This window comes from Brevibacillus panacihumi (genome assembly GCF_003710985.1).
GTDB classification, from domain to species: domain Bacteria; phylum Bacillota; class Bacilli; order Brevibacillales; family Brevibacillaceae; genus Brevibacillus; species Brevibacillus panacihumi.
Genome location: NZ_RHHT01000029.1, coordinates 23,609 through 42,695 on the forward strand (window position 1 = coordinate 23,609; position 19,087 = coordinate 42,695).

15 protein-coding genes are annotated in these 19,087 nt (G+C 54.6%); 1 reads left to right on the top strand and 14 read right to left on the bottom strand.

Translation table 11 applies throughout. The annotated features are described in order from the left end of the window. Positions 1–61: 61 nt before the first annotated feature. The 14 genes from EDM58_RS14045 to lplA form a co-directional block, all read right to left on the bottom strand. Complete coding sequence (locus tag EDM58_RS14045) at positions 62–868, bottom strand: enoyl-CoA hydratase/isomerase family protein (protein ID WP_122913874.1); 807 nt, start codon at positions 866–868, stop codon at positions 62–64. Further along, positions 868–2,427 (bottom strand): class I adenylate-forming enzyme family protein, encoded by a 1,560-nt coding sequence (locus EDM58_RS14050; protein ID WP_122913875.1) that lies wholly within the window; start codon positions 2,425–2,427, stop codon positions 868–870. Before EDM58_RS14050 ends, EDM58_RS14045 begins: the two co-directional genes overlap by 1 nt. Next, positions 2,375–2,923, bottom strand: a complete 549-nt coding sequence (locus EDM58_RS14055) for a (2Fe-2S)-binding protein (protein WP_122913876.1) — start codon at positions 2,921–2,923, stop codon at positions 2,375–2,377. The genes EDM58_RS14050 and EDM58_RS14055 overlap by 53 nt, the downstream gene beginning before the upstream one ends. Next, entirely contained in the window at positions 2,923–3,810 is an 888-nt protein-coding gene (locus EDM58_RS14060; RefSeq protein ID WP_122913877.1) for an FAD binding domain-containing protein, read from the bottom strand. Before EDM58_RS14060 ends, EDM58_RS14055 begins: the two co-directional genes overlap by 1 nt. A 23-nt stretch (positions 3,811–3,833) precedes the next feature. Beyond that, on the bottom strand, positions 3,834–4,289 hold the full coding sequence (locus EDM58_RS14065; protein ID WP_122913878.1) for an SRPBCC family protein: 456 nt from the start codon (positions 4,287–4,289) through the stop codon (positions 3,834–3,836). Beyond that, positions 4,286–6,712 (bottom strand): xanthine dehydrogenase family protein molybdopterin-binding subunit, encoded by a 2,427-nt coding sequence (locus EDM58_RS14070; protein ID WP_246000732.1) that lies wholly within the window; start codon positions 6,710–6,712, stop codon positions 4,286–4,288. The genes EDM58_RS14065 and EDM58_RS14070 overlap by 4 nt, the downstream gene beginning before the upstream one ends. A 106-nt stretch (positions 6,713–6,818) precedes the next feature. Continuing rightward, the gene (locus EDM58_RS14075) at positions 6,819–7,919 is read right to left on the bottom strand and encodes an XdhC family protein (protein WP_122913879.1); all 1,101 of its coding nucleotides are present in this window, start codon (positions 7,917–7,919) and stop codon (positions 6,819–6,821) included. Between the two features lie 111 nt (positions 7,920–8,030). Further along, positions 8,031–8,804, bottom strand: coding sequence for a response regulator transcription factor (locus EDM58_RS14080; RefSeq protein ID WP_122913880.1), 774 nt, complete (start codon positions 8,802–8,804; stop codon positions 8,031–8,033). 16 nt (positions 8,805–8,820) lie between these two features. Continuing rightward, positions 8,821–10,365: a class I adenylate-forming enzyme family protein gene (locus EDM58_RS14085; RefSeq protein WP_122913881.1), complete on the bottom strand. Its 1,545-nt coding sequence runs from the start codon at positions 10,363–10,365 to the stop codon at positions 8,821–8,823. A 361-nt stretch (positions 10,366–10,726) separates the two neighbouring features. Next, a complete protein-coding gene (locus EDM58_RS14090; protein ID WP_122913882.1) occupies positions 10,727–11,839 on the bottom strand; it encodes a mandelate racemase/muconate lactonizing enzyme family protein in 1,113 nt (370 codons plus the stop codon). A gap of 38 nt (positions 11,840–11,877) precedes the next feature. Continuing rightward, positions 11,878–13,257, bottom strand: coding sequence for a YfcC family protein (locus tag EDM58_RS14095; protein WP_122913883.1), 1,380 nt, complete (start codon positions 13,255–13,257; stop codon positions 11,878–11,880). A gap of 102 nt (positions 13,258–13,359) precedes the next feature. Next, positions 13,360–14,670 carry a helix-turn-helix domain-containing protein gene (locus EDM58_RS14100; RefSeq protein WP_122913967.1) on the bottom strand — a complete coding sequence of 437 codons (1,311 nt, stop codon included), beginning with the start codon at positions 14,668–14,670 and terminating at the stop codon, positions 13,360–13,362. Between the two features lie 91 nt (positions 14,671–14,761). Continuing rightward, the gene (locus EDM58_RS14105; protein ID WP_122913884.1) at positions 14,762–15,943 is read right to left on the bottom strand and encodes an MFS transporter; all 1,182 of its coding nucleotides are present in this window, start codon (positions 15,941–15,943) and stop codon (positions 14,762–14,764) included. Between the two features lie 27 nt (positions 15,944–15,970). After that, entirely contained in the window at positions 15,971–16,957 is a 987-nt protein-coding gene (gene lplA, locus EDM58_RS14110; protein ID WP_122913885.1) for a lipoate--protein ligase, read from the bottom strand. A 290-nt stretch (positions 16,958–17,247) separates the two neighbouring features. Between lplA and EDM58_RS14115 the strand changes: the two genes are divergently transcribed. Next, the gene (locus EDM58_RS14115; RefSeq protein WP_246000733.1) at positions 17,248–19,008 is read left to right on the top strand and encodes a methyl-accepting chemotaxis protein; all 1,761 of its coding nucleotides are present in this window, start codon (positions 17,248–17,250) and stop codon (positions 19,006–19,008) included. Positions 19,009–19,087: the final 79 nt, after the last annotated feature.

Sequence of the window (19,087 nt, forward strand, 5' to 3'; positions counted from 1 at the left end):
TATTGTTGAAGCGGAGCGCAGGCTCGGGTATTCGCTTTGTCAGCCCCGAGCCTCCCCTCTCTTACTTCCCGGTAAAATTCGGCTTCCTTTTTTCGTTGAAGGCTTCTACTCCTTCACGGAAGTCGTCCGTGCTGCGCAGCATGCCATAGGCATAGCCTTCGATCTCCAGTCCCGCGCTCAATGATCCCTCTTGGGAGGCGTTCAGCACCTGCTTCAAGACGCGCAGGGCAAGCGGCGAGTATTCCAGCAGCTCGTCGACGAGATCTGCTACAGCCTGCTCCAGTTTTTCCTGCGGCACGACTGTAGTGAGCAGCCCCCATTGATACGCTTCTGCGGCTGGAATTCGTCTTCCGCGCATGATCATATCCTTGGCGCGTCCCAAGCCTGCCAGTCTGGCGATTCGTTGGGTGCCGCCGCTTCCTGGAATCATGCCGAGCTTGATCTCCGGCAGGGCGAGCAATGTCGTATCGGAAGCGACGCGGAAGTCACACGCCATGGCGATCTCCAGCCCCACGCCGAAGGTATAGCCTTGCAGTTGAGCAATCACCGGCTTTGGCGAGCGTTCCGGAGCGGCGACATTTTTATGGAGAACAGACAGTTCCTCGGGGTGGCGTTCCATGAACTGTGCAATCGTGCCCCCCGAAGAAAAAGCCTGGGTTCCCTCCCCTTTCAGCACGATGACACGCACATCATCGTCTTCGTTCAGCTCCTGGAAAATCCGGTTCAACTGGGAGCGTCCTATAAAGCTGAGCGTATTCATTTTTTCCGGACGATCCAGGATGATGGTCGCGGTCTTTTTTTCCGCGTTTTTCTCGACGCGAATGTGATCCCACTGCGTAGCTGCGAGGCTGCTTGTTTGTTTTTCCATTACGAAACACTCTCCTTTTTTGTTGTGCTTGGTTGAGCGTAGCCATCCCGAAGCATCCGCCGCAGGATTTTACCGACGGGACTTTTGGGGATCGAATCTACCAATACGTACTTTCTCGGTCTCTTGAAATTGGACAAATGCTTGCTTTGTCGGCAGAATTCGTCCAGCTCCTCAGCGGTTAACTGGGGATCATGGGCGACGATAAAGGCCGTTACGACTTCTCCCCAACGCTGATCGGGCAACCCCACCACAGCTACCTCTGCAACCTTGGGATGCTTGGCGATGACATCCTCCACCTCCAACGGGTGGATGTTTTCTCCCCCGGAGATAATCATGTCGTCCACGCGCCCCAGGACATACAGGTCGCCGTCTTCATCGAAGCTCCCCATGTCTCCCGTGAAGTACCAGCCCTCACGAATGGCCTTGCGCGTAGCGTCGGGACGATTCCAATATCCCTGAAAGGCTTCCTGGGAACGCAAATCCACGATGATCTCTCCCGGAACCCCTGTCTGGACCACATCCTCAGGAGTGGAACCTCCATCCGGGTCTGCCACGACGACGCGCAATCGCTGGTGAAAGCCCGGCTTCCCCGCACACCCCGGCTTGCGGTCGAGATAATCACAGATGGAAAAGGTGTATACCTCTGATGAGCCGTAGTGGTTGACGAACACCTTGGGCTTTAGCTTGGCGAAGATTTCCTCTGTCAGGGCCTTGGTCATCGCTGCTCCGGCATAGCCCAGTTTTTTGAGAGAAGAGAGATCGTATTGTGAGAACTTAGGATGATAGACAAGATCATGAAAAATAGTAGGAACGAGATACACGCATGAGAGCTTTTCTTTTTCCAGCGTCTCCAGGACCGTCTCCGCATCGTAATCAGGCGTCATGACCATCTTGCCGTTCAGCAATGCGATGGAGAGGAGGGAGCGCATGCCCATGGTGTGGTATAGCGGCATGACGCCAATCGTGCTTTCCTGAAAGACATACTGATTTTGAATGATGTGGGCGACTGCGGCGCTGTACTCATTGCGATGGGTTCGCGGCACGCCCTTGGGCCTTCCGGTCGTGCCGGAGGTGTACAGCATCAGGCACAGGTCATCTCCGTCGCTTTCGCTTCGCACGAGCGGTTGCTTGCTCTTGTGCCGCAGCTCCTCGTACTGGATGTCTGCTCCCCTCGCTTGCAGGACGGCCACTTTGACCGTATCCATCCCATGCACGGCCGCAAGAACGGCATACTCGCTGACCGGTTCATAGATGACAGCCTTTGCCTGCGCATCTTTGACGCAATATTCAATCTCTTCTGCCGTCAATCGGAAGTTGATCGGAGTGAACACGGCGCCGATCTTTTGAATCGCCCAGTACAGGATGACCATTTCCAGGCGATTTTTGAGTACGAGGACGACGCGGTCATGTCTTTTAATTCCGAGGGACTGCAGACCAGCTGCGGCATGGTCGACCTCCTGATTCAGTTCCGCGTAAGTAAATCGTTTTTCGCCTTGTACGAGTGCTTCATACTGTGGGTGCCGTTCGACTGCAAATTGAAACAGGGTCCCCAGATTCATGTTTTTCACCTTCCTTCCTACGATCGGCCACTTGCTGCACAGCCTCTACGATTCCCTTGTAGCCCGTGCATCTGCACAAGTGACCGGACAACATATCGGCAATTTCCTCCTTGCCCGGATCGGCATGAGTCTGCAAAAACTCGACGGAGGACATCAGGATGCCTGGCGTGCAAAATCCGCATTGCAGGGCGTGACATTCCGAGAACGCTTCCTGCAGGGGGTGGGGCTTGCCCCCCTGCGCCAATCCCTCTACTGTCGTGATGTCGGCGCCTTCCGCCTGAATCGCCAGGATCAGACAGCTGCGAACCGCTCTGCCGTCCACCAGCACTGTGCAAGCTCCGCATACGCCGTGTTCGCAGCCGACATGCGTGCCCGTCAAGCCGCAGTCCTCCCGCAGAAAATCGCTCAACAGCTTTCGGGGTTCGACCTGTTCCTCATAGCGCTTGCCGTTTACCTGCAAGCGCAGGCTGTATCGTTCCTCGCGCTTTACCTGCATCACGTCGCACTCCCCTTTCCCAATACCGCGCGATGGTAGGCGGTCTCCAACACCCGTGCCGCAAATACCTCGGCCAGGTGGAGGCGGTACTCCCTGCTGGCGTGCAGATCCCCTTCCGGATCGATATCGGCTGCCGCTGCACGGCCCGCTTCCAGCAGCAGCGAATCCGTCAGCTTTTCGCCGAGGATGAGACCCTCCACCTCGCGGGCCAGCACCGGAACCGCATCTACTCCGCCCAAAGTCAGCCTGACGGAAGCGATCCGCTCCTGTTCGTCGACATCGAGTACGCATGCCGCCGCTACCAGCGCGAAATCTCCATGTTTGCGGCTGTACTCCTGGAACGAGTAGCCTTTGGGAATACTCCCTGTGGGAATTTTCACCTCGCGCAGCATCTCGTTCGGCATGAGATCCGTCGTCAGATACGTGATGAAGAAATCCTCCACATTCACTTCCCTGGTTTCCTCCGCGCTTTGGATGACCACGGCGGCTTGCAAAGCCAACAAGGACAAGGGAATCTCGGCCGTCGGATCGGCGTGGACGAGGCTGCCCCCGAAAGTGCCGCGATTGCGCGTCTGCATATGCCCGATGTAGGGCAAGGCCTCCGCAAGCAGCGGTGTTTTTTCTCTGACAAGAGCGGACCTCTCTACGTCCCTTTGCCTGGTCAACGCTCCGATGTGCAACCAGTCCCCTTCCTCCCGGATGTACTTCAATTCTTCCAGTCCGCTGATATCGATCAGGCACTCGGGCGTGGACAGGCGCATGTTGAGGATCGGGACCAGACTCTGCCCTCCGGCGATCAGCTTCCCTTCCTCGCCGTACTCCTGCAAGTATTGGCACGCCTCCTCCACCGTGGAGGGACGAAGATAATCAAATGCTGCCGGTTTCATCTCTATCCCCTCCGAATTTTTTGTCAGGCTGTTTTTTGTTCCTTTTCCACATGCTTCTTCAGCTTTTTGAAAAAATCCGTAATCAGCAGCTTGGCGACGCCGCCCAGCATCCGTTGACCGATCGAGGCCACCTTTCCCCCTACCTCGGCTGTGTAGGTATAAGTGAGCGTCGTGCTGCCATCCTCTCCGGGGGCCAGTTCGATCAGCCCTTCCGCCTCGACAAAGCCTGGCGCTCCTTCGCCCCGTACAATCAGCTTGTAGCTTTTTCGCTCGATCACATCTGCCAATTGAATCGTGGCATCGTATTTTCCTTTGACCGCCGCTACTCCGACAGCCAGATCCGCACGGTATTTGCCATCCTCCACAAGCACCAGCTCCTTGCAGCCCATCATGCACTCGGCCAGCACTTCCGGATCCAGGATCTTCGCCCATACCTGCTCCACTGTCGCGTTCAGCTCGACAGAACCATTGCCGTTCATGCGTATTCCTCCTTCTTTTTCTTCGATTGCTGGATCCATGACCAGACGCGGTTCGGCGACAGGGGAAGCGTGTCGACCGTTACATCCCATTCAGCGAGCGCATCCGCTACCGCATTGGCGATGACGACCGGAGCGCTCATCGTATTACCTTCTCCCAGCCCTTTTGCCCCGAGCGGTGTCAGCGGGGACGGCGTCTCGATATGCCCGATGGTGACAGGAGGCATCTCGGTAGCAGTCGGACATAAGTAGTCCATGAAGCTGCCGGAGAGAAATTGGCCGTTTTTGTCATAGGCAAGCTCCTCATAGAGCGCGCCGCCCAAGCCGTGAGCCAGACCGCCCATGATCTGTCCGTCGGCAATCAGGGGATTCAGCAGCACGCCAGCGTCATGCACCGTGCAGTAATTCAGGATTTTCACATCCCCCGTGGCTGCATCTACCTCGACGACAACTGCATCCGCGACGAATCCGTAGGCAGCCGAACCGTTGACCCGATCCTGCTCGTCCGGGGGCTGTGCCGTAGGAATCGTATAAAAGGCGGTCTCGTGTATGCCCGGCTCTGTTCCTGCCGGCAGGCCTTGCGGATTCCAGTGGGCAGAACCAACCAGTCTTCTGAGCGAGGCCTGCTTGGCAGGATCATTTCTCAGTGCGACTTTTCCGCCTTTCATCTCCAGTTGATCCGGCGAGCACCCGAGCTGATCGGCCGCTATCCGCAGCAGCTTTTCCCGCACCTTGCCTGCCGCCTGATAGACCGCGCTCGACCCGATGGGAGCAAATCGGCTCGAATAGCTGCCCGATGCCACAGACCAGGGACTGGTCAAGGTGTCCATCTCAGCGATGACTTTGACCGTGCGGGGATCGACGCCCAATACCTCTGCTACGATCTGCGCTGCCACCGTCTCATGCCCCTGCCCTGTCGGCGCCGTGCTGATGCGGACGCTGATGCCGCCCATCGGATCGATGGACACGGTCGCTCCTTCTGCACATCCTGATTTGGGCAATGATTTTGACCGCTCCTCGGGAGTCAATGCGACAGTGATATAGCCCATATTGGAGCCAGAGGGCTCGACGATGCAGGCTAGGCCGATTCCCAACAGCTTCCCTTTTTGTCGGGCTTCCTTTTGACGTTGGCGAAACTCCTCGTATCCGACCATTCCGATCAGCTTGTCAAACGCACTCTTGTAATCGCCGCTGTCGTAGATGCCGCCTGAAGGCGTTTGGTAGGGAAACTCTTCTTTCCCCAACAGATTTTTGCGAAGGACCTCTGCAGGATCGAGTCCCAGCTTCGTCGCCACCATCTGCATGATGCGCTCGAGCGGAAAATAGAGCTGCTGTCCGCCATAGCCCCGTATCAGCCCCGTCGGACTTTTGTTGGTCATGACCGCGATGGTCTCCATCTGCAAATGCTCGATCCGATACGCGCCGGTAGTGTTGGAATGCGTCCGGTACAGGCAGGCGGGCTCCGGCGCTCGCACGTAGGCCCCTACGCTGTCTACCATTTTCATTCGCAATCCCGTAACCGTACCGTCCCGCTTCACCGCCGCCTCGATCCATGTCACCCGATCGGTGCCGCTCGAGCTCGCCATGAGATGCTCCTGGCGATCCTCGATCCACTTGACTGGCAAGCCCAGTTTTTTCGAGACTACGCCCATCAGCACCATATAGGGGTAGACACCGGACTTGATCCCGTAGCTGCCTCCCACATCCTTGGGAATCAGAATGCGGAGCCGGTTGCTGTCGATCCGCAGGGCTGCGGCCATGACGGACTGCAAGGTAAACGGCCCGTGAAAATTGGACCAGATCGTCAGGCTGTCATCACTCGACTGATAAGAAGCAATCACTCCATAGGTCTCGACAGGCGTGGCGCTGTATTTGGGAAAGGCAAACTTGTGCTTGATTACGACATCGGCTTCGCGGAAGGCCTTGTCAGGATCCCCGTAGGAAAAATGCCGGTGGTTGGCGATGTTGGAGCCAACCTGCTCATGCAGCAGCGGGGATTCCGGGTGCAATGCCTGCTCGATCTCAACCACTGCGGGAAGGGGCTCGTATTCTACCTCGATCTTCTCCAGCGCATCCTCTGCCAGATAGCGGTTCTTGGCGACTACGACCGCTACCGGCTCCCCGACATACCGCACCTTGTCTACCGCCAGAGAGTAATAGTGCACGGAAGCCGTCACACCTACCGGAAAAGGATTCGTGCAGGCCGCCACATCCTGTCCGGTCACCACGCCCTTCACACCTGGCATCTCTTCGGCCGCCTGCGTGCGGATCGCCTTGATTCGCGCATGGGGATACGGGCTTCGCAGGATGGCGGCGTGATGAATATGGGGCAAGGGACTCATGTCCTCAATGAAGCTTCCTTGCCCGGAAGTGAGTCGCGCGTCTTCTACGCGCTTCATCGGTTTTCCGATCTGTTTCGTCTCCACTCGCTGCTTCCTCCTCTCTTTTATCTGGTAAAATTTGTAGTTTTCGCATGTGAATACTGAGGTTTTTGAGCAACAGACTCCACAAGCCATATCCAGCCTGGGATGGTTATGACTTCGCTGCCAGAAGAGGTTCCTTGCGCCGCTCATGCAAGGGCTCGCTTCTTCCTTTCAGGGATAGCCCGCTGCGTCCGCTGCGGCAACTGCTGATCTCTGCCAAAATGCTCAGCGCGATCTCCTCGGGGGAATCAGCACCGATGTCCAGTCCTACAGGAGCATGCAGCTTGTTTCGCTCATCCTGATCGAATCTTCCCCGCTCTTCGCTGATCTCCCGCAGGATCTGCTCCGTGCGTCTGCGCGGACCAAGCACGCCCAGATACGGAATCGGCGACTCCATCAATCGTCTGAGCAGCATCAGATCCAGCTCATACTGATGGGTCATCACGACGACATAGGCATCCTCCCTCACGGAGATGGATCCATACTCCTGCCGAGCAACCAGCACCACCTCGTCCGCATCGGCAATGACCGGATGCCGGAGGGACAGCTGGCGATGATCGATCACCGTCACATGCCAGCCTAGCGCTCGCGCTCCCCGCACGAGCGGTACGGCGTCCGGCCCAGCGCCGCAGATGACCAGCGGCGTACGCGGCTGTATCGTTTCTGCAAAAAGGGTAATCTCCACTTCGTCCCTGATCACTTGGTACAGCCCTTTCGCCTGCGCAGGCAGTCCGAGTTTTTGCTGTTCATCCTGATCGAGGAAAAACACACTCCCCACAGGCTGCTTGGCTGGATCACCTGTCTGGATGATGACGCCGCTCATGCACACCTCTCGGGTCATCGCCTTTGCCTCATAGATGTGAAAAAGCTGTTCGGCTTGGTGGGGAGCGTGCTTGGGATCATAGGGCTGAAGCAGGATTTGCATCGCACCGTTGCAGCCGACCCCAAGTCCCCAGAGCAGATCCTCTTCCGCGCGGAAATCGTAGCGATGCACCGCAGGTCTTCCTGTCTGCAGCACATGCCTGGCATGCTCAAGCAAGTCACTTTCGACGCAGCCCGCGCTCAGTGTCCCGATCACTTCCCCGTGTTCCAGGAGGAGACACGCTGCTCCCTCCCTCCTGTACGTAGAACCCTCGACATGAATGATCGTCGCCACGACTCCGCGCTCCCGGCTTTGCAGACAACGCTTCAATCCGCGGTATACTTCCATCACCTCTGCATCACCTCACATCGGGAAGTAGCGTGCTTGAAACTATAATAGGAATATTTCGAATTATGCGGTTTTAAATTCTTCGCATCCTCATCTTGAGATTTTTGCTTTTTACTCACTCTTGGCGAGCAGGCTGGAAAACATCTGCCTGTATTCGGTTGGCGTGATATTTTCCAAGCGTTTAAACGTTGTGGCGAAGTATCCTGCATTCGTAAAGCCTGCATGATTCGCGATCACTTCGACCGGCAGCGCCGTCATTTTCAACAGCTTTTTCGCCTGCTCGACGCGGTATTTGGTCAGATACTCCACAAACGTCACCCGCATCTCCGCTTTGAAGAGGCGGCTGAAATGGGAACTGCTCAGGTACACCCGATCCGCCACATCGTGCAGCGTGATCGGCTCATGATAATGGCCATGGATGTACTGCAGCGAGCTTTGAATGGGATTTCCGTAATCGATCTTGTCCGATTCCGGAGAATGAGCGTTTTTTCTGACCGATGTGGTCTCCCTCCACAGCTGCGGCATGAGAAGCCGATCACAGGCGGCCAGGAATTCCAATCGGGCCACGGGCTTTAACAAATATCCGGAAAACCCTGCATTGATAGCAGCCTGAACCACTTCGAACATCTGCAGTTGTGTCAGGACGACAATGGAGATGTACGGATACTGCTCCAGGATGCGCTTGCCGCACTCGATCCCGTCCATGTCTGGAAGAGACAAATCGAGGATGACCATGTTCGGCTGGTAGTCTCGAACCATCGCCAATCCCTTCTGCGCGTTGTCGCACTCGTACACGGGAAGGTAATTGTACTGGCTTCCCGCCAGAATCGATCGAATTTCTTCACCGGTTTCTATTTCATCGTCGATAATGAGCAGCCCAGCCAACAGGATCCCCTCTTTCCTACGTGTTGTTTCTCTGCGCCAACAGGTGGTTCAGCTCCCGGCGAAGTATCTTGCCAGACGCATTTCTCGGAAGCTCGTCTACGAACAGGTATTTGCGCGGCCGCTTGCTATTGGACAGCTTCGCGTGCTGCTTGCAATACTGGTCTAGCTCCTGTACCGTCAGGCTGGCATCCGGCTCCCGCGGGACAATGCAGGCTACCACAATCTGTCCCCAGCGATCATCTTCCTCGCCGATGACCACGGCTTCTGCTACCTTCGGATGACTGGACAACACTTCTTCGATCTCCACCGGAGAGATGTTTTCCCCGCCGGAAATCAGCATCTCATCTATTCTGCCGACGATGTAGAGATCTCCCTCATCATCCAAAACGCCGAGATCACCCGTGTAGTACCAGTCGTGGCGGATCGCCCTGCGGGTAGCATCCGGGCGATTCCAGTAGCCTTTGAAGGCTTCGTCTGACCCAGCGTGAATGATGATTTCCCCGATCTGGCCGCTCGGCACCACGTCTTGTGGCGTAGCGCCTCCAGATGGATCAGGGACAATCAGCCGCATGCGCTGATGAAATCCAGGCTTGCCGGCACAGCCCGGTTTTTTGTCCAGCGCAGAGCAGGTAGTAAATGTGTAGATTTCGGTGCTGCCGTAATGATTGACGAAATGCTTGGGTTTGAAAAAAGAGAAGCATTTTTGCGTCAGGACTTCGGACATGGGAGCGCCTGCATAGCCGATCTTTTGCAATGCCGACAGATCGTAGTCCGCTCCGTTCCCGTTTTCCAGCAGCTCATGGTATAGGCGGGGGATCATGTACAAGCAAGTGATTTTTTCTTTTTCCAACAAGGACAGCATGGAGACCGGGTCGGATTGTACCGGTATGACGTACTTGCCATTGAGCATGCACATGGATAACAGGGAATGAATTCCCATCGTGTGGTACAGCGGCATGGCTCCCAGCGTATTTTCAAAAGGCTCGTACGCGTTTTGAATGATGTGCGCGATGGTGGAAGCGTATTCATTTTTATGGGAGCGCGGCACGCCTTTCGGGAATCCAGTCGTTCCCGATGTGTACAGCATCAAGGCAATCTCTTCCTCGTCGAAAACGGAGCTCTCGAACGAAGAAGTCCCTCTTTGCACCAATTCGTCGTAGCTGACATCGCCCTCCCCACGATCCACTCCGATAAAAACAGGACGATCGCTGAATTTTGCTGACATCACTGCGCGTCGGCTGCTGCTTTCAAAGATGACTGCCTTTGGCTCCGAATCACTGATGCAGTACTGGGTATCCTCTGGAGACAAGCGCATGTTGATGGGCGTAAAGATCGCGCCCAGCTTCTGGGTAGCCCAGAATACACATACTGCTTCACGCCGATTTTTCAGCAAAACCATCACGCGGTCCCTGCGGGCCACGCCCAGCTTCATCAAGGATGTCGCCAGACGATTTACTTCCTCGTTCAATTGCGTAAAGGTATACCTCACTTCATTCTCAACAAGCGCGACACGGTCCGGATAGCGACTGATTGCACATTCAAAGACGGTCCCGAGATTCATATTCGTTTCCCTCCAGATCTTCTGTCCAATCCTCCTATAATGGTACCAAAAAGATCTTTTTGAAAAATCATACTATACGCATTTCCGGCTTCTCTTTGTAATTTTGATCTTTGCGCTTTTAAAATTTGATCATCCTTCGACTAGGACCAGCCAGCTCTATATGGGTGTTTCGGGGGATAACAAAAGCGCTTCGAGCCTATGGATCGAAACGCTTTTTCGCTGCATGTTGGGGAACGAGGGCCAAAACGGAGGTAGATCCAGTCATTTTCTCATTTTCGCCAGATTCCTGCACTCAGGAGATATATTCGATAAATAAAAGCAGGGCGTCATTGCGATCACCCTGCTCATTGCGAAAATGCTCTTATTTGCCGATCACCGCAGTCATCTGCGCCAACTCCGCGATCGTCTCCTCGTCCACCGACAGCCCCAGGCCCGGGAGATTCGGCAGGACAATCCGCTTTCCTTCATACGGAAAGGCGGCGACGTCTCGTGAAAACATCAGCGGACCTACCAGCTCGTTGGAGATTATGTTCTTTTTGGCTGCGCTCAGATGCGCGCCTGCTGCCGATGCGACGGCGGACTCGACCATCGAGCCCACCTGGCACTCCATCCCTGCCATCTCGGCTTGCGCCACCAGCTTCAGGGCCGGATAGATGCCGCCGCATTTCATCAGCTTGATATTGAGCTTGTCGGCTGCCTGCTTGATGATTGTCTCGCGCATCTCACGGTCACCGTGGACACCTTCATCGATCATCACCGACAGATAGGTTTGCCGGCGTATTTCCGCCAGTGCGGAGATGTCGTCCGCGATGACGGGCTGCTCGATCCAATCGATGTTGCACGATTTTACCTGCTCCAGGACCCACATCGTCGTGGCTTTGTTTCTCCAGCCCTGATTGGCATCGACGCGCAATTGCACGTGGTCGCCGATCGCCTGACGGACAGCCTGGATTCGTTTGACATCGACAACTGGATTGTTGCCCACTTTGATCTTGATCGATTCGTACCCTTGCCGGATGGCTTCCTTCGCTTCCTCTGCCATGACGTCAGGGTCGAGAATGCTCACCACGTAGGGAACCGGCATTTGATCGTAATAGCGTCCCCCGAGCAGATTGTAGACTGGCTGGTTGGTCGCCTTTCCCATGATATCGTAGCAGGCGATATCAATCGCTGCCTTCGCAGACGGGCAGCCGTACACGGTTCCCGCCATTTTCTCGTGAATCCGCTCGATCTGGAAAGGATCTTCTCCGATGACGAGCGGGCCAAGCTGGTGGACCAGCAAGCTGTAGGTACTCTCCCATGTCTCTCCCGTCACGTGCTGGTCTGGTGTCGCTTCGCCGTACCCGGTGATCCCGGCGTCTGTCTCCACTTTTACCAGCAGCGTCGGCATATCTGCGTAAGTCTCGTATGCCACGATAAACGGGCGAATCAGCGGAAGCCTGATCCCCGTGACTGTGATCGAAGTAATCTGCATGCTGCTCCTCCTCGGGGGCGTTTACGCATTCCCCCCTATTATTGATAGCCGATCAGATGGGCAATCGTGACAAAGACTGCTCCCAGCACATAGTGAATGAGAATCAACGGCCAAATCCATTTTACCCACTTGATCCAGGAGATTCCCGCCAGAGCCAGACCTGCCATGAAATAGCCGGAAGTAGGCGTAAAGATGTTGGAGATTCCGTCGCCGAGCTGGAAGGCGAGAACGGCCGTCTGACGAGTCACGCCGACCAGATCCCCCAGCGGAGCCATGATCGGCATCGTCACAGCCGCTTGCCCGCTGCCGGACGGGATGATGTAGTTGACCATGCATTGGACGATGTACATCCCGATGGCTGTCAAAGCCGCCGGCAAGGAACCTACCGCATTGGCCAATCCGTAGAGAATGGTGTCCAAAATCTTGCCATCCTGCAAAATAACCAGAATCCCGCGGGCAACCCCGACCACCAATGCCCCCATGACCAGTGTGCGACAGCCCTCGATAAACGCTTCGGCGATCTGATTGAACGACAATCGGGACACAATTCCAGTCAGAATTCCCATCAGCAGGAACAATCCCGCGATTTCCTTCAGATACCAGCCCAGCTGCGTAACGCCGATCGCCAGCATGACAATGGCTGCTGCCAGGATGAGCAGCACCAGCTTTTGTTTTCCAGTCAAGCCCGCCACTTGTTCGACGGGATCTTGTTTTTCGCGGAGAACCGCATCTGTGTCATACGTAGCACTCTGTTTGGGGTCCTTTTTGATCTTGCCCGCATACCGCATCACGTACCAAATGCTGATGATGAGAAAAACCACCCACATGACAATCCGGAAGGTCATCCCGGAAAACAGCGGGATCTGGGCAATTCCCTGCGCCACTCCTACTGTAAACGGGTTCATAAACGCAGTCGTAAATCCGACAGAGGTACCGACCAGCACCACAGCCGCGCCTGTCATCGAGTCAAAGCCCAGGCGAAGCATCAATGGAATCAGGATGGTGATATAGGCGATCGTCTCTTCCGCCAATCCCAGCATTGCCCCAGCCAAAGCAAAAAAGATCATCAGTACAGGAATAATCAGCTTTTCCCTGCCTTCCATCTGCCTGGAGATGCTGCCTACAGCACCTTGCACGACATTGGTCGACAAAAGGATACCGAACGAACCACCTACGATAAAAATGTAAAAAATAATGTCCGCTGCTGCATTCATCCCTGTGTACAGCGACTCAAACACAGCCATGAAACCGATGTTGTCCGCTTCTACAGTATGATAGGTGCCATCTACTGCAATCATGCGTCCAGAGGCATCCTCGGCACGATCGTATTCGCCAGGTGGTACGACATAGGTGGCGATTGCTGCGAGCAAAATGACAGAAAACAAGATGACAAACACGTGAGGCACTCTCGAAGCCATCTTCCAACCCCCTTATCCATTTTTTGGCGACAATTGTCGTTATACTGTCGCTAATTTACGGACTAATATACGGAAAATTGCATCAACCGTCAAGGGAATTTTCTAAAAATTGATACGATACAAAGCACGCGGCCGCCCCTGCTGATACGGCTGTTCTTCGCCTACTGCCCGAACAAATTCCTTGTCTGCCAATTTTTTCAGTATCCGCTCCGCACTTCGTCTGCTGACTTGCAAGTAGGCTGCCAGGTCGGTTGCGGTAAAACGATTGTCCCGCCGAAGACGGATAAACGCGACCAGCTTGTTGATCGTCGCGACACTGATGCCGGTCTCTTCTGCCACGTGCAGGACGGTGCGATCCTCGCTTTTGAGATGAAACGCTTTCAAATCTTCATTCAGCGGACCAATCACTTCCTTGTCCTTCGTAACCAAAAATGCGCTGCTCACTCCCACCTGCTTGCGGGCATGAAACAATCCGATCCTCGCATTCGATTCCGCCTCTTTTGCCGTCATGCCAAATCCAAATCCCATGCTGATCGTGACGCCAAACAGCTTTTCCAGATTCCCGAAGACAGGCATATGCAAAAAATTGCCGGTCATCTTCTCGACGCTGCCTCGCGTCCCATAGAGAATAAACTGGTCCAGTCCAAGCTGTTGGATCGAAGCATCCGTCTCCTTGCCCAGCTCCAGAAGCATCTGCTGCAGCATGATTCCCGCATCGGTCCCGTTTTCCTGGAACGTCCCCTCTCTGGGATCGATCGCCGCTAAGCCGACAGCGATCTGCGCGTTTTCACTGATCATCATCTGACCGATGGAAGTCGCTCGCGCCACCGTCTCCCGAATGCTTTTTTCGGGCACGAGCATGCTGATGCAGGGGATGCCTGCACGGGTCAACTGGTCGTAGACGTAATCCACGCTGGTCAGGGCGAGCTTGCTCTTCCCGCTCACCACATTCTCCCGGTGAAAGCGAATCAAGGCCTCAGGGTCGAAAGGAGTCCCCTCCTCATCGATAATCTGGCTAAAGTCTTGGACCATCCAGCGGGAGGCATCAAGGGAAAGCTCGTTTACAGCCTGTTCGATGTATTCCTTTTTGGGAATATCGATGGACAATTCGCGCAGCCCTTCCTTGCGATTCAGCAAAATATGGGCCAAAGTAAGCGTCAGCGTATACTCATCGGATGGGATGTAGACGGACGGTATCCTTTTGCTGCGCGCCTGCTTGCGGGCAAAGTACGAAGGCAAGGGTCCCGCAAACAGCCACACGTCGCATTCGTCCAGCTCAGCCGGCAGTGAATCGCATTCCATCGGGTTTTGATAAGGAAAAACGCTGAAATGAATGCCGGGATACGTATCAGCATAAGCCGTAATCCGGAGAGAAAACGGTTCAGGAGTAATAACGGCTATTCGGATTAACACCTTGCTTTCCTCCATTCTGCTTCCAAGCATCTCTTGTTTGGGTATCCCCACCCAGCCCCAGCAGACAGGCGGGTGGGGATGGCTTCGTCACTTACGCGAGTGCTGTTCGCTTCGGCTCCCTGGTCTCTTTTCCCAGGAAAAGCAGGGTCCCCGTGCCCAGCAGCAGAACGACGGTGAACATCCCGAAGATAAAGGGATAACCGTAGTGCAAACCGGAGAAGTAACCTACGAGGTACGGCGCGATGATGCTTCCGACACGGCCTACCCCAGCGGCAAAGCCCGAGCCGGTCCCGCGCAAGGGAGTCGGATAGTTTTCCGGCGTGTAGGCATAGAGCGCACCCCAGGCACCCAGGTTGAAAAAGGATAGCAAAGCGCCTGTGATGAGCAGACTGGCTGTTCCGCTGCTTTCCCCAAACGCGTAAGCCAGGACCGCCGTCATGAACAAAAATGTGGCGAGCGTCTGTTTGCGTCCCCAGTTCTCCACCAGATAGGCCGCTGCAAAATAGCCCGGCAATTGCGCCAAGGTCATGATCAGAACGTACTGGAAGCTTTGAATCATCGTGAAGCCTTTGTCTACCAGCACAGACGGCATCCAAAGGAACATCCCGTAGTAGGAAAAGGCGATGGCAAACCAGACGACCCAAAGCGTGATGGTCTCGCGTTTATGCTCCGTCAGCAGTTTTTGCACCGGGATGCGTTCGGTTTGCGGCTTGTATTGCGGCGATTCCGGGATGTTTTTGCGGACAAAAAAGGCGTAAAGGATCGGAAGCGCTCCGAGAATGACGGCCATCCGCCAGCCATAATCCGGGATGATAAAATACGCGATCACAGCCGCAATCAGCCAGCCGACAGCCCAAAAGCTCTCCAGCAGCACGACCGTTCTTCCCCGTTTTTCCGGAGGCGCGAACTCATTGACCAGCGTAGACGCGACTGGAAGTTCGGCTCCCAGCCCCAATCCCATGCAGAACCGCAGCAGCAGCATGGCGAGGAAGCCCGTTGCGAATGCACTCGCCAGACTGGCTGCCCCAAACAAAATGAGCGTATACAAAAAGACAGGCTTGCGGCCGATCCTGTCAGCCAGATAGCCGCCCAGCATGGCGCCGATTGCCATTCCGACAAGATTGCCGGTCCCGAGCAATCCCGCCTCCTCTCCGGTCAGTCCCCATTCCTGCCGAAGCGCTACCATGATAAAGGAGAGGAGAGCCACGTCCATGGCATCAAACATCCAGCCAAATCCCGCTGCCCAAAACACTTTTTTATAAGTTGTCGTCATGATGTGTCCCTTCCTTCTTTTCAGTTCTTAAAACAGCAATGAGAGGAAGGATTCCCGGTCCAGATCGCCAAAAAACGGCTTTAGGTCCACCTCAGCGAGCAATTCCATCAGCGCAGCACGGTCATAAAGCTGGTCGTGCAGCAGCGCTTCCAGCTCCGCCACCTCCCGGACGCCAAAAAAGTCGCCGTATATATGTACTTCCTTCATTCTGCCCTTTTCAATCTCGAGCCGCACCTCAATCGTTCCGACGGGAAAACGCTTGGATTGGCGGAAATTGCTCTTCGGCGACTTCCCGTAATTCCACTCCCATGTCTGGTAACGCTCCCGGGACAATTCGTGAATGTTCTTCCAGTCCTCTTCGGTCAGCTTGTATTCCTCTACTTCTTTCCCGCCAAAAATGGATCGCAGGATCGCCTGGCGGAACTCTTCGATGGTCATTTTCTGCTCCAAAAACTCGGAAATATTGGCTACCCGGCTGCGAATCGATTTGATCCCTTTCGACTGGATCTTCTCCGCATTCACCTTCAACGCAGAGACGATGTGCTCCATCTCGGAATCAAACAACAGCGTGCCGTGGCTGTACATTCGCCCCTTGGTCGAATACTGGGCATTGCCGGAGATTTTGCGCTCCCCCACCTGAATGTCGTTGCGGCCAGTCAGCTCTGCGTCTACCCCCAACTGTTTCAGGGCCTGCACGACCGGCTTGGTAAACTTGCTGAAATTATGAAAGGATTGCCCGTCATCATTGGTAATAAAGCTGAAATTCAGATTGCCCAAATCGTGGTACACCGCTCCGCCGCCCGACAGTCGGCGCACGACGTGAATGCCCTTTTCCTGCACGTACTCCGCATTGATCTCCTCGATCGTGTTCTGGTTCTTGCCGATGATGATGGACGGCTCATTGATGTAGAACAACAGATAGTCATCTGTAGCAGGCAGATGCTTGAGCGCGTATTCCTCAATCGCCAAATTGATCCGTGGGTCTGTGATGCCTTGATTGTCTATGAACAGCATAGGAGTTCCTCCAATTGTTTACATATTCTCTCCTATCATACCATGTTCAACCAGCGAGGAAAGAAGGAGTTGCTTGCCATGTAGTGAACATTCAAAATTTGAAAAAAGGAAGTTTTTTCATATTGTTTTTTACTCATTATTCCTCAGTGTTTTGTCGATATAACCGTTAGGTATCAGAAATTATCCTTATTTACCGAATGAAAACCCTTGTAAAAATATGTGATAGACAAAAGGATATTCGACATTTTGGCTGATACACTACTTTACCTGATATCGAGGTGTGTTCAAGAGTGAAAGCGACAACCATTTTTTCCCGGTTCCAATCCTTGCGACCAAAGCTCATGACGATCATCCTCTTGCTGTTGATCGTGCCCAGTACCTTGATTGGAAATCACACCTATCAGACGGCCACGGAAAGTTTGGATCAATTGGGAGAACGCGCTCTCAAAAACAACGTTCGGCTTACCATCGAGATGATTGCCTCCCTTCACCCCTTTGTGGAACAGGGGAAAATCTCTCTGGAGGATGCACAGGAAATGGTCAAAAGCCGGATCCTGGGACCCAAACAGGCAGACGGCACTCGCCCTATCAACAAAAACATCGATGTCGGCGAAGCCGGCTATATATTTGTACTCGATCAAAAAGGGGTCATGCTCGCTTCTCCCAAGATCGAAGGGCAAAATACATGGGATACAGCCGGACCGGACGGCAGTCTGTTCACGCAGGAAATGATAGCCAAGGCAGGGAATGGCGGCGGCTTTACCTATTATCTCTGGCCGATTGAGCCGGGATCCGACATACTGGCGCCTAAAGTTACCTACACCGAGCAAGACCCTCATTGGGGCTGGATCATCTGTGCGGGGACCTATACATCCGACTTTAACAAACCGGCCCAGGCCTTGCTGACCGAGGCTATCATCTGGACAACGATTCTTCTCGCATTCGGTGCGGCCTTCTCCTGGTATATGACCGGCCGGATCACCAAACCTGTAACAGCCATTGCCGCACGCGTCAGACTGGTGGCAGATGGAGATTTGTCAGGCGAGCCGATCAAAGTGGCAAGCAAGGATGAGATCGGACAGCTCACCGATGACTTCAACATGATGACACGCAATCTGCGCGAGTTGATTCAGCAGGTAGGCGCCAGCTCTGACCATGTCGCGGCTACTGCCGAGCAATTGACAGCAAGCGCCCAGCAGACCAGCCAAGCAACGGAACAAATCGCTGTCACCATGCAGGAGGTCGCGATGGGCACGGAAGGCCAGGTGCGTGCCATCGACGAAGCCTCCCGCACGATCACAAGCATGTCCGCAAGCCTGCAAGAAATCGCAGCCAACACCGAACATGTGACAGTTACCGTGAATCAGGCTTCCAACGTCGTCCAATCCGGCAACGAGTCGGTCCATAAAGCCATCTCACAGATGGAGTCGATCAGCCGTACTGTAAATGGATTGGCTGATTCCATCAAATCGTTGGGCCATCGCTCGCAGGAGATTGGAAAAATCGTAGAGGTCATTACGGCCATCGCCGAACAAACCAACCTATTGTCTTTAAACGCAGCCATCGAGGCTGCACGCGCCGGGGAGCATGGCAGAGGTTTTGCGGTGGTTGCAGATGAAGTGAGAAAGCTTGCCGAGCAGTCCTCGCAATCGACGAAGCAAATCATCAGCCTGATCGCTGCCATCCAAGAAGAGACGAATTCCGCCATCGACTCGATGGAAACAACCACGGCTGAAGTAGCTGCCGGGATTGAAGTCGTGCATCAGGCAGGACAATCCTTCCGCGAGATTCACGAGGGAATCGAACAAGTCGCCGTTCAGACCAGGGAAGTCTCGCACAATACCTCCCAGCTGAGCGCGGGTACCCAGCAAATCGTCCAATCGATCGATGTCATCGGCGAAAAAGCCGACACGACAGCTTCGGGCACCCAAAACATCTCAGCGGCCGCCGAAGAGCAATTGGCTTCGATGGAAGAGATCTCCTCCTCCGCTGAATCGCTCTCCCATATGGCGGAAGAGCTGCAAGCCCTGATCCAGAGATTCAAAGTGTAGACCGGGTTGTCCAACCTTTTTCCAACGCAGCAAGGCTGTCACGCTGATCGATACAGATCGGGCGCTGACAGCCTTTTTT

Coding starts and splice junctions, on each gene's coding strand:
- EDM58_RS14045 (WP_122913874.1), bottom strand. CDS start 868: ATGGAAAAACAAACAAGCAGCCTCGCAGCTACGCAGTGGGATCACATT.
- EDM58_RS14050 (WP_122913875.1), bottom strand. CDS start 2,427: ATGAATCTGGGGACCCTGTTTCAATTTGCAGTCGAACGGCACCCACAG.
- EDM58_RS14055 (WP_122913876.1), bottom strand. CDS start 2,923: ATGCAGGTAAAGCGCGAGGAACGATACAGCCTGCGCTTGCAGGTAAAC.
- EDM58_RS14060 (WP_122913877.1), bottom strand. CDS start 3,810: ATGAAACCGGCAGCATTTGATTATCTTCGTCCCTCCACGGTGGAGGAG.
- EDM58_RS14065 (WP_122913878.1), bottom strand. CDS start 4,289: ATGAACGGCAATGGTTCTGTCGAGCTGAACGCGACAGTGGAGCAGGTA.
- EDM58_RS14075 (WP_122913879.1), bottom strand. CDS start 7,919: ATGGAAGTATACCGCGGATTGAAGCGTTGTCTGCAAAGCCGGGAGCGC.
- EDM58_RS14085 (WP_122913881.1), bottom strand. CDS start 10,365: ATGAATCTCGGGACCGTCTTTGAATGTGCAATCAGTCGCTATCCGGAC.
- EDM58_RS14090 (WP_122913882.1), bottom strand. CDS start 11,839: ATGCAGATTACTTCGATCACAGTCACGGGGATCAGGCTTCCGCTGATT.
- EDM58_RS14095 (WP_122913883.1), bottom strand. CDS start 13,257: ATGGCTTCGAGAGTGCCTCACGTGTTTGTCATCTTGTTTTCTGTCATT.
- EDM58_RS14105 (WP_122913884.1), bottom strand. CDS start 15,943: ATGACGACAACTTATAAAAAAGTGTTTTGGGCAGCGGGATTTGGCTGG.
- lplA (WP_122913885.1), bottom strand. CDS start 16,957: ATGCTGTTCATAGACAATCAAGGCATCACAGACCCACGGATCAATTTG.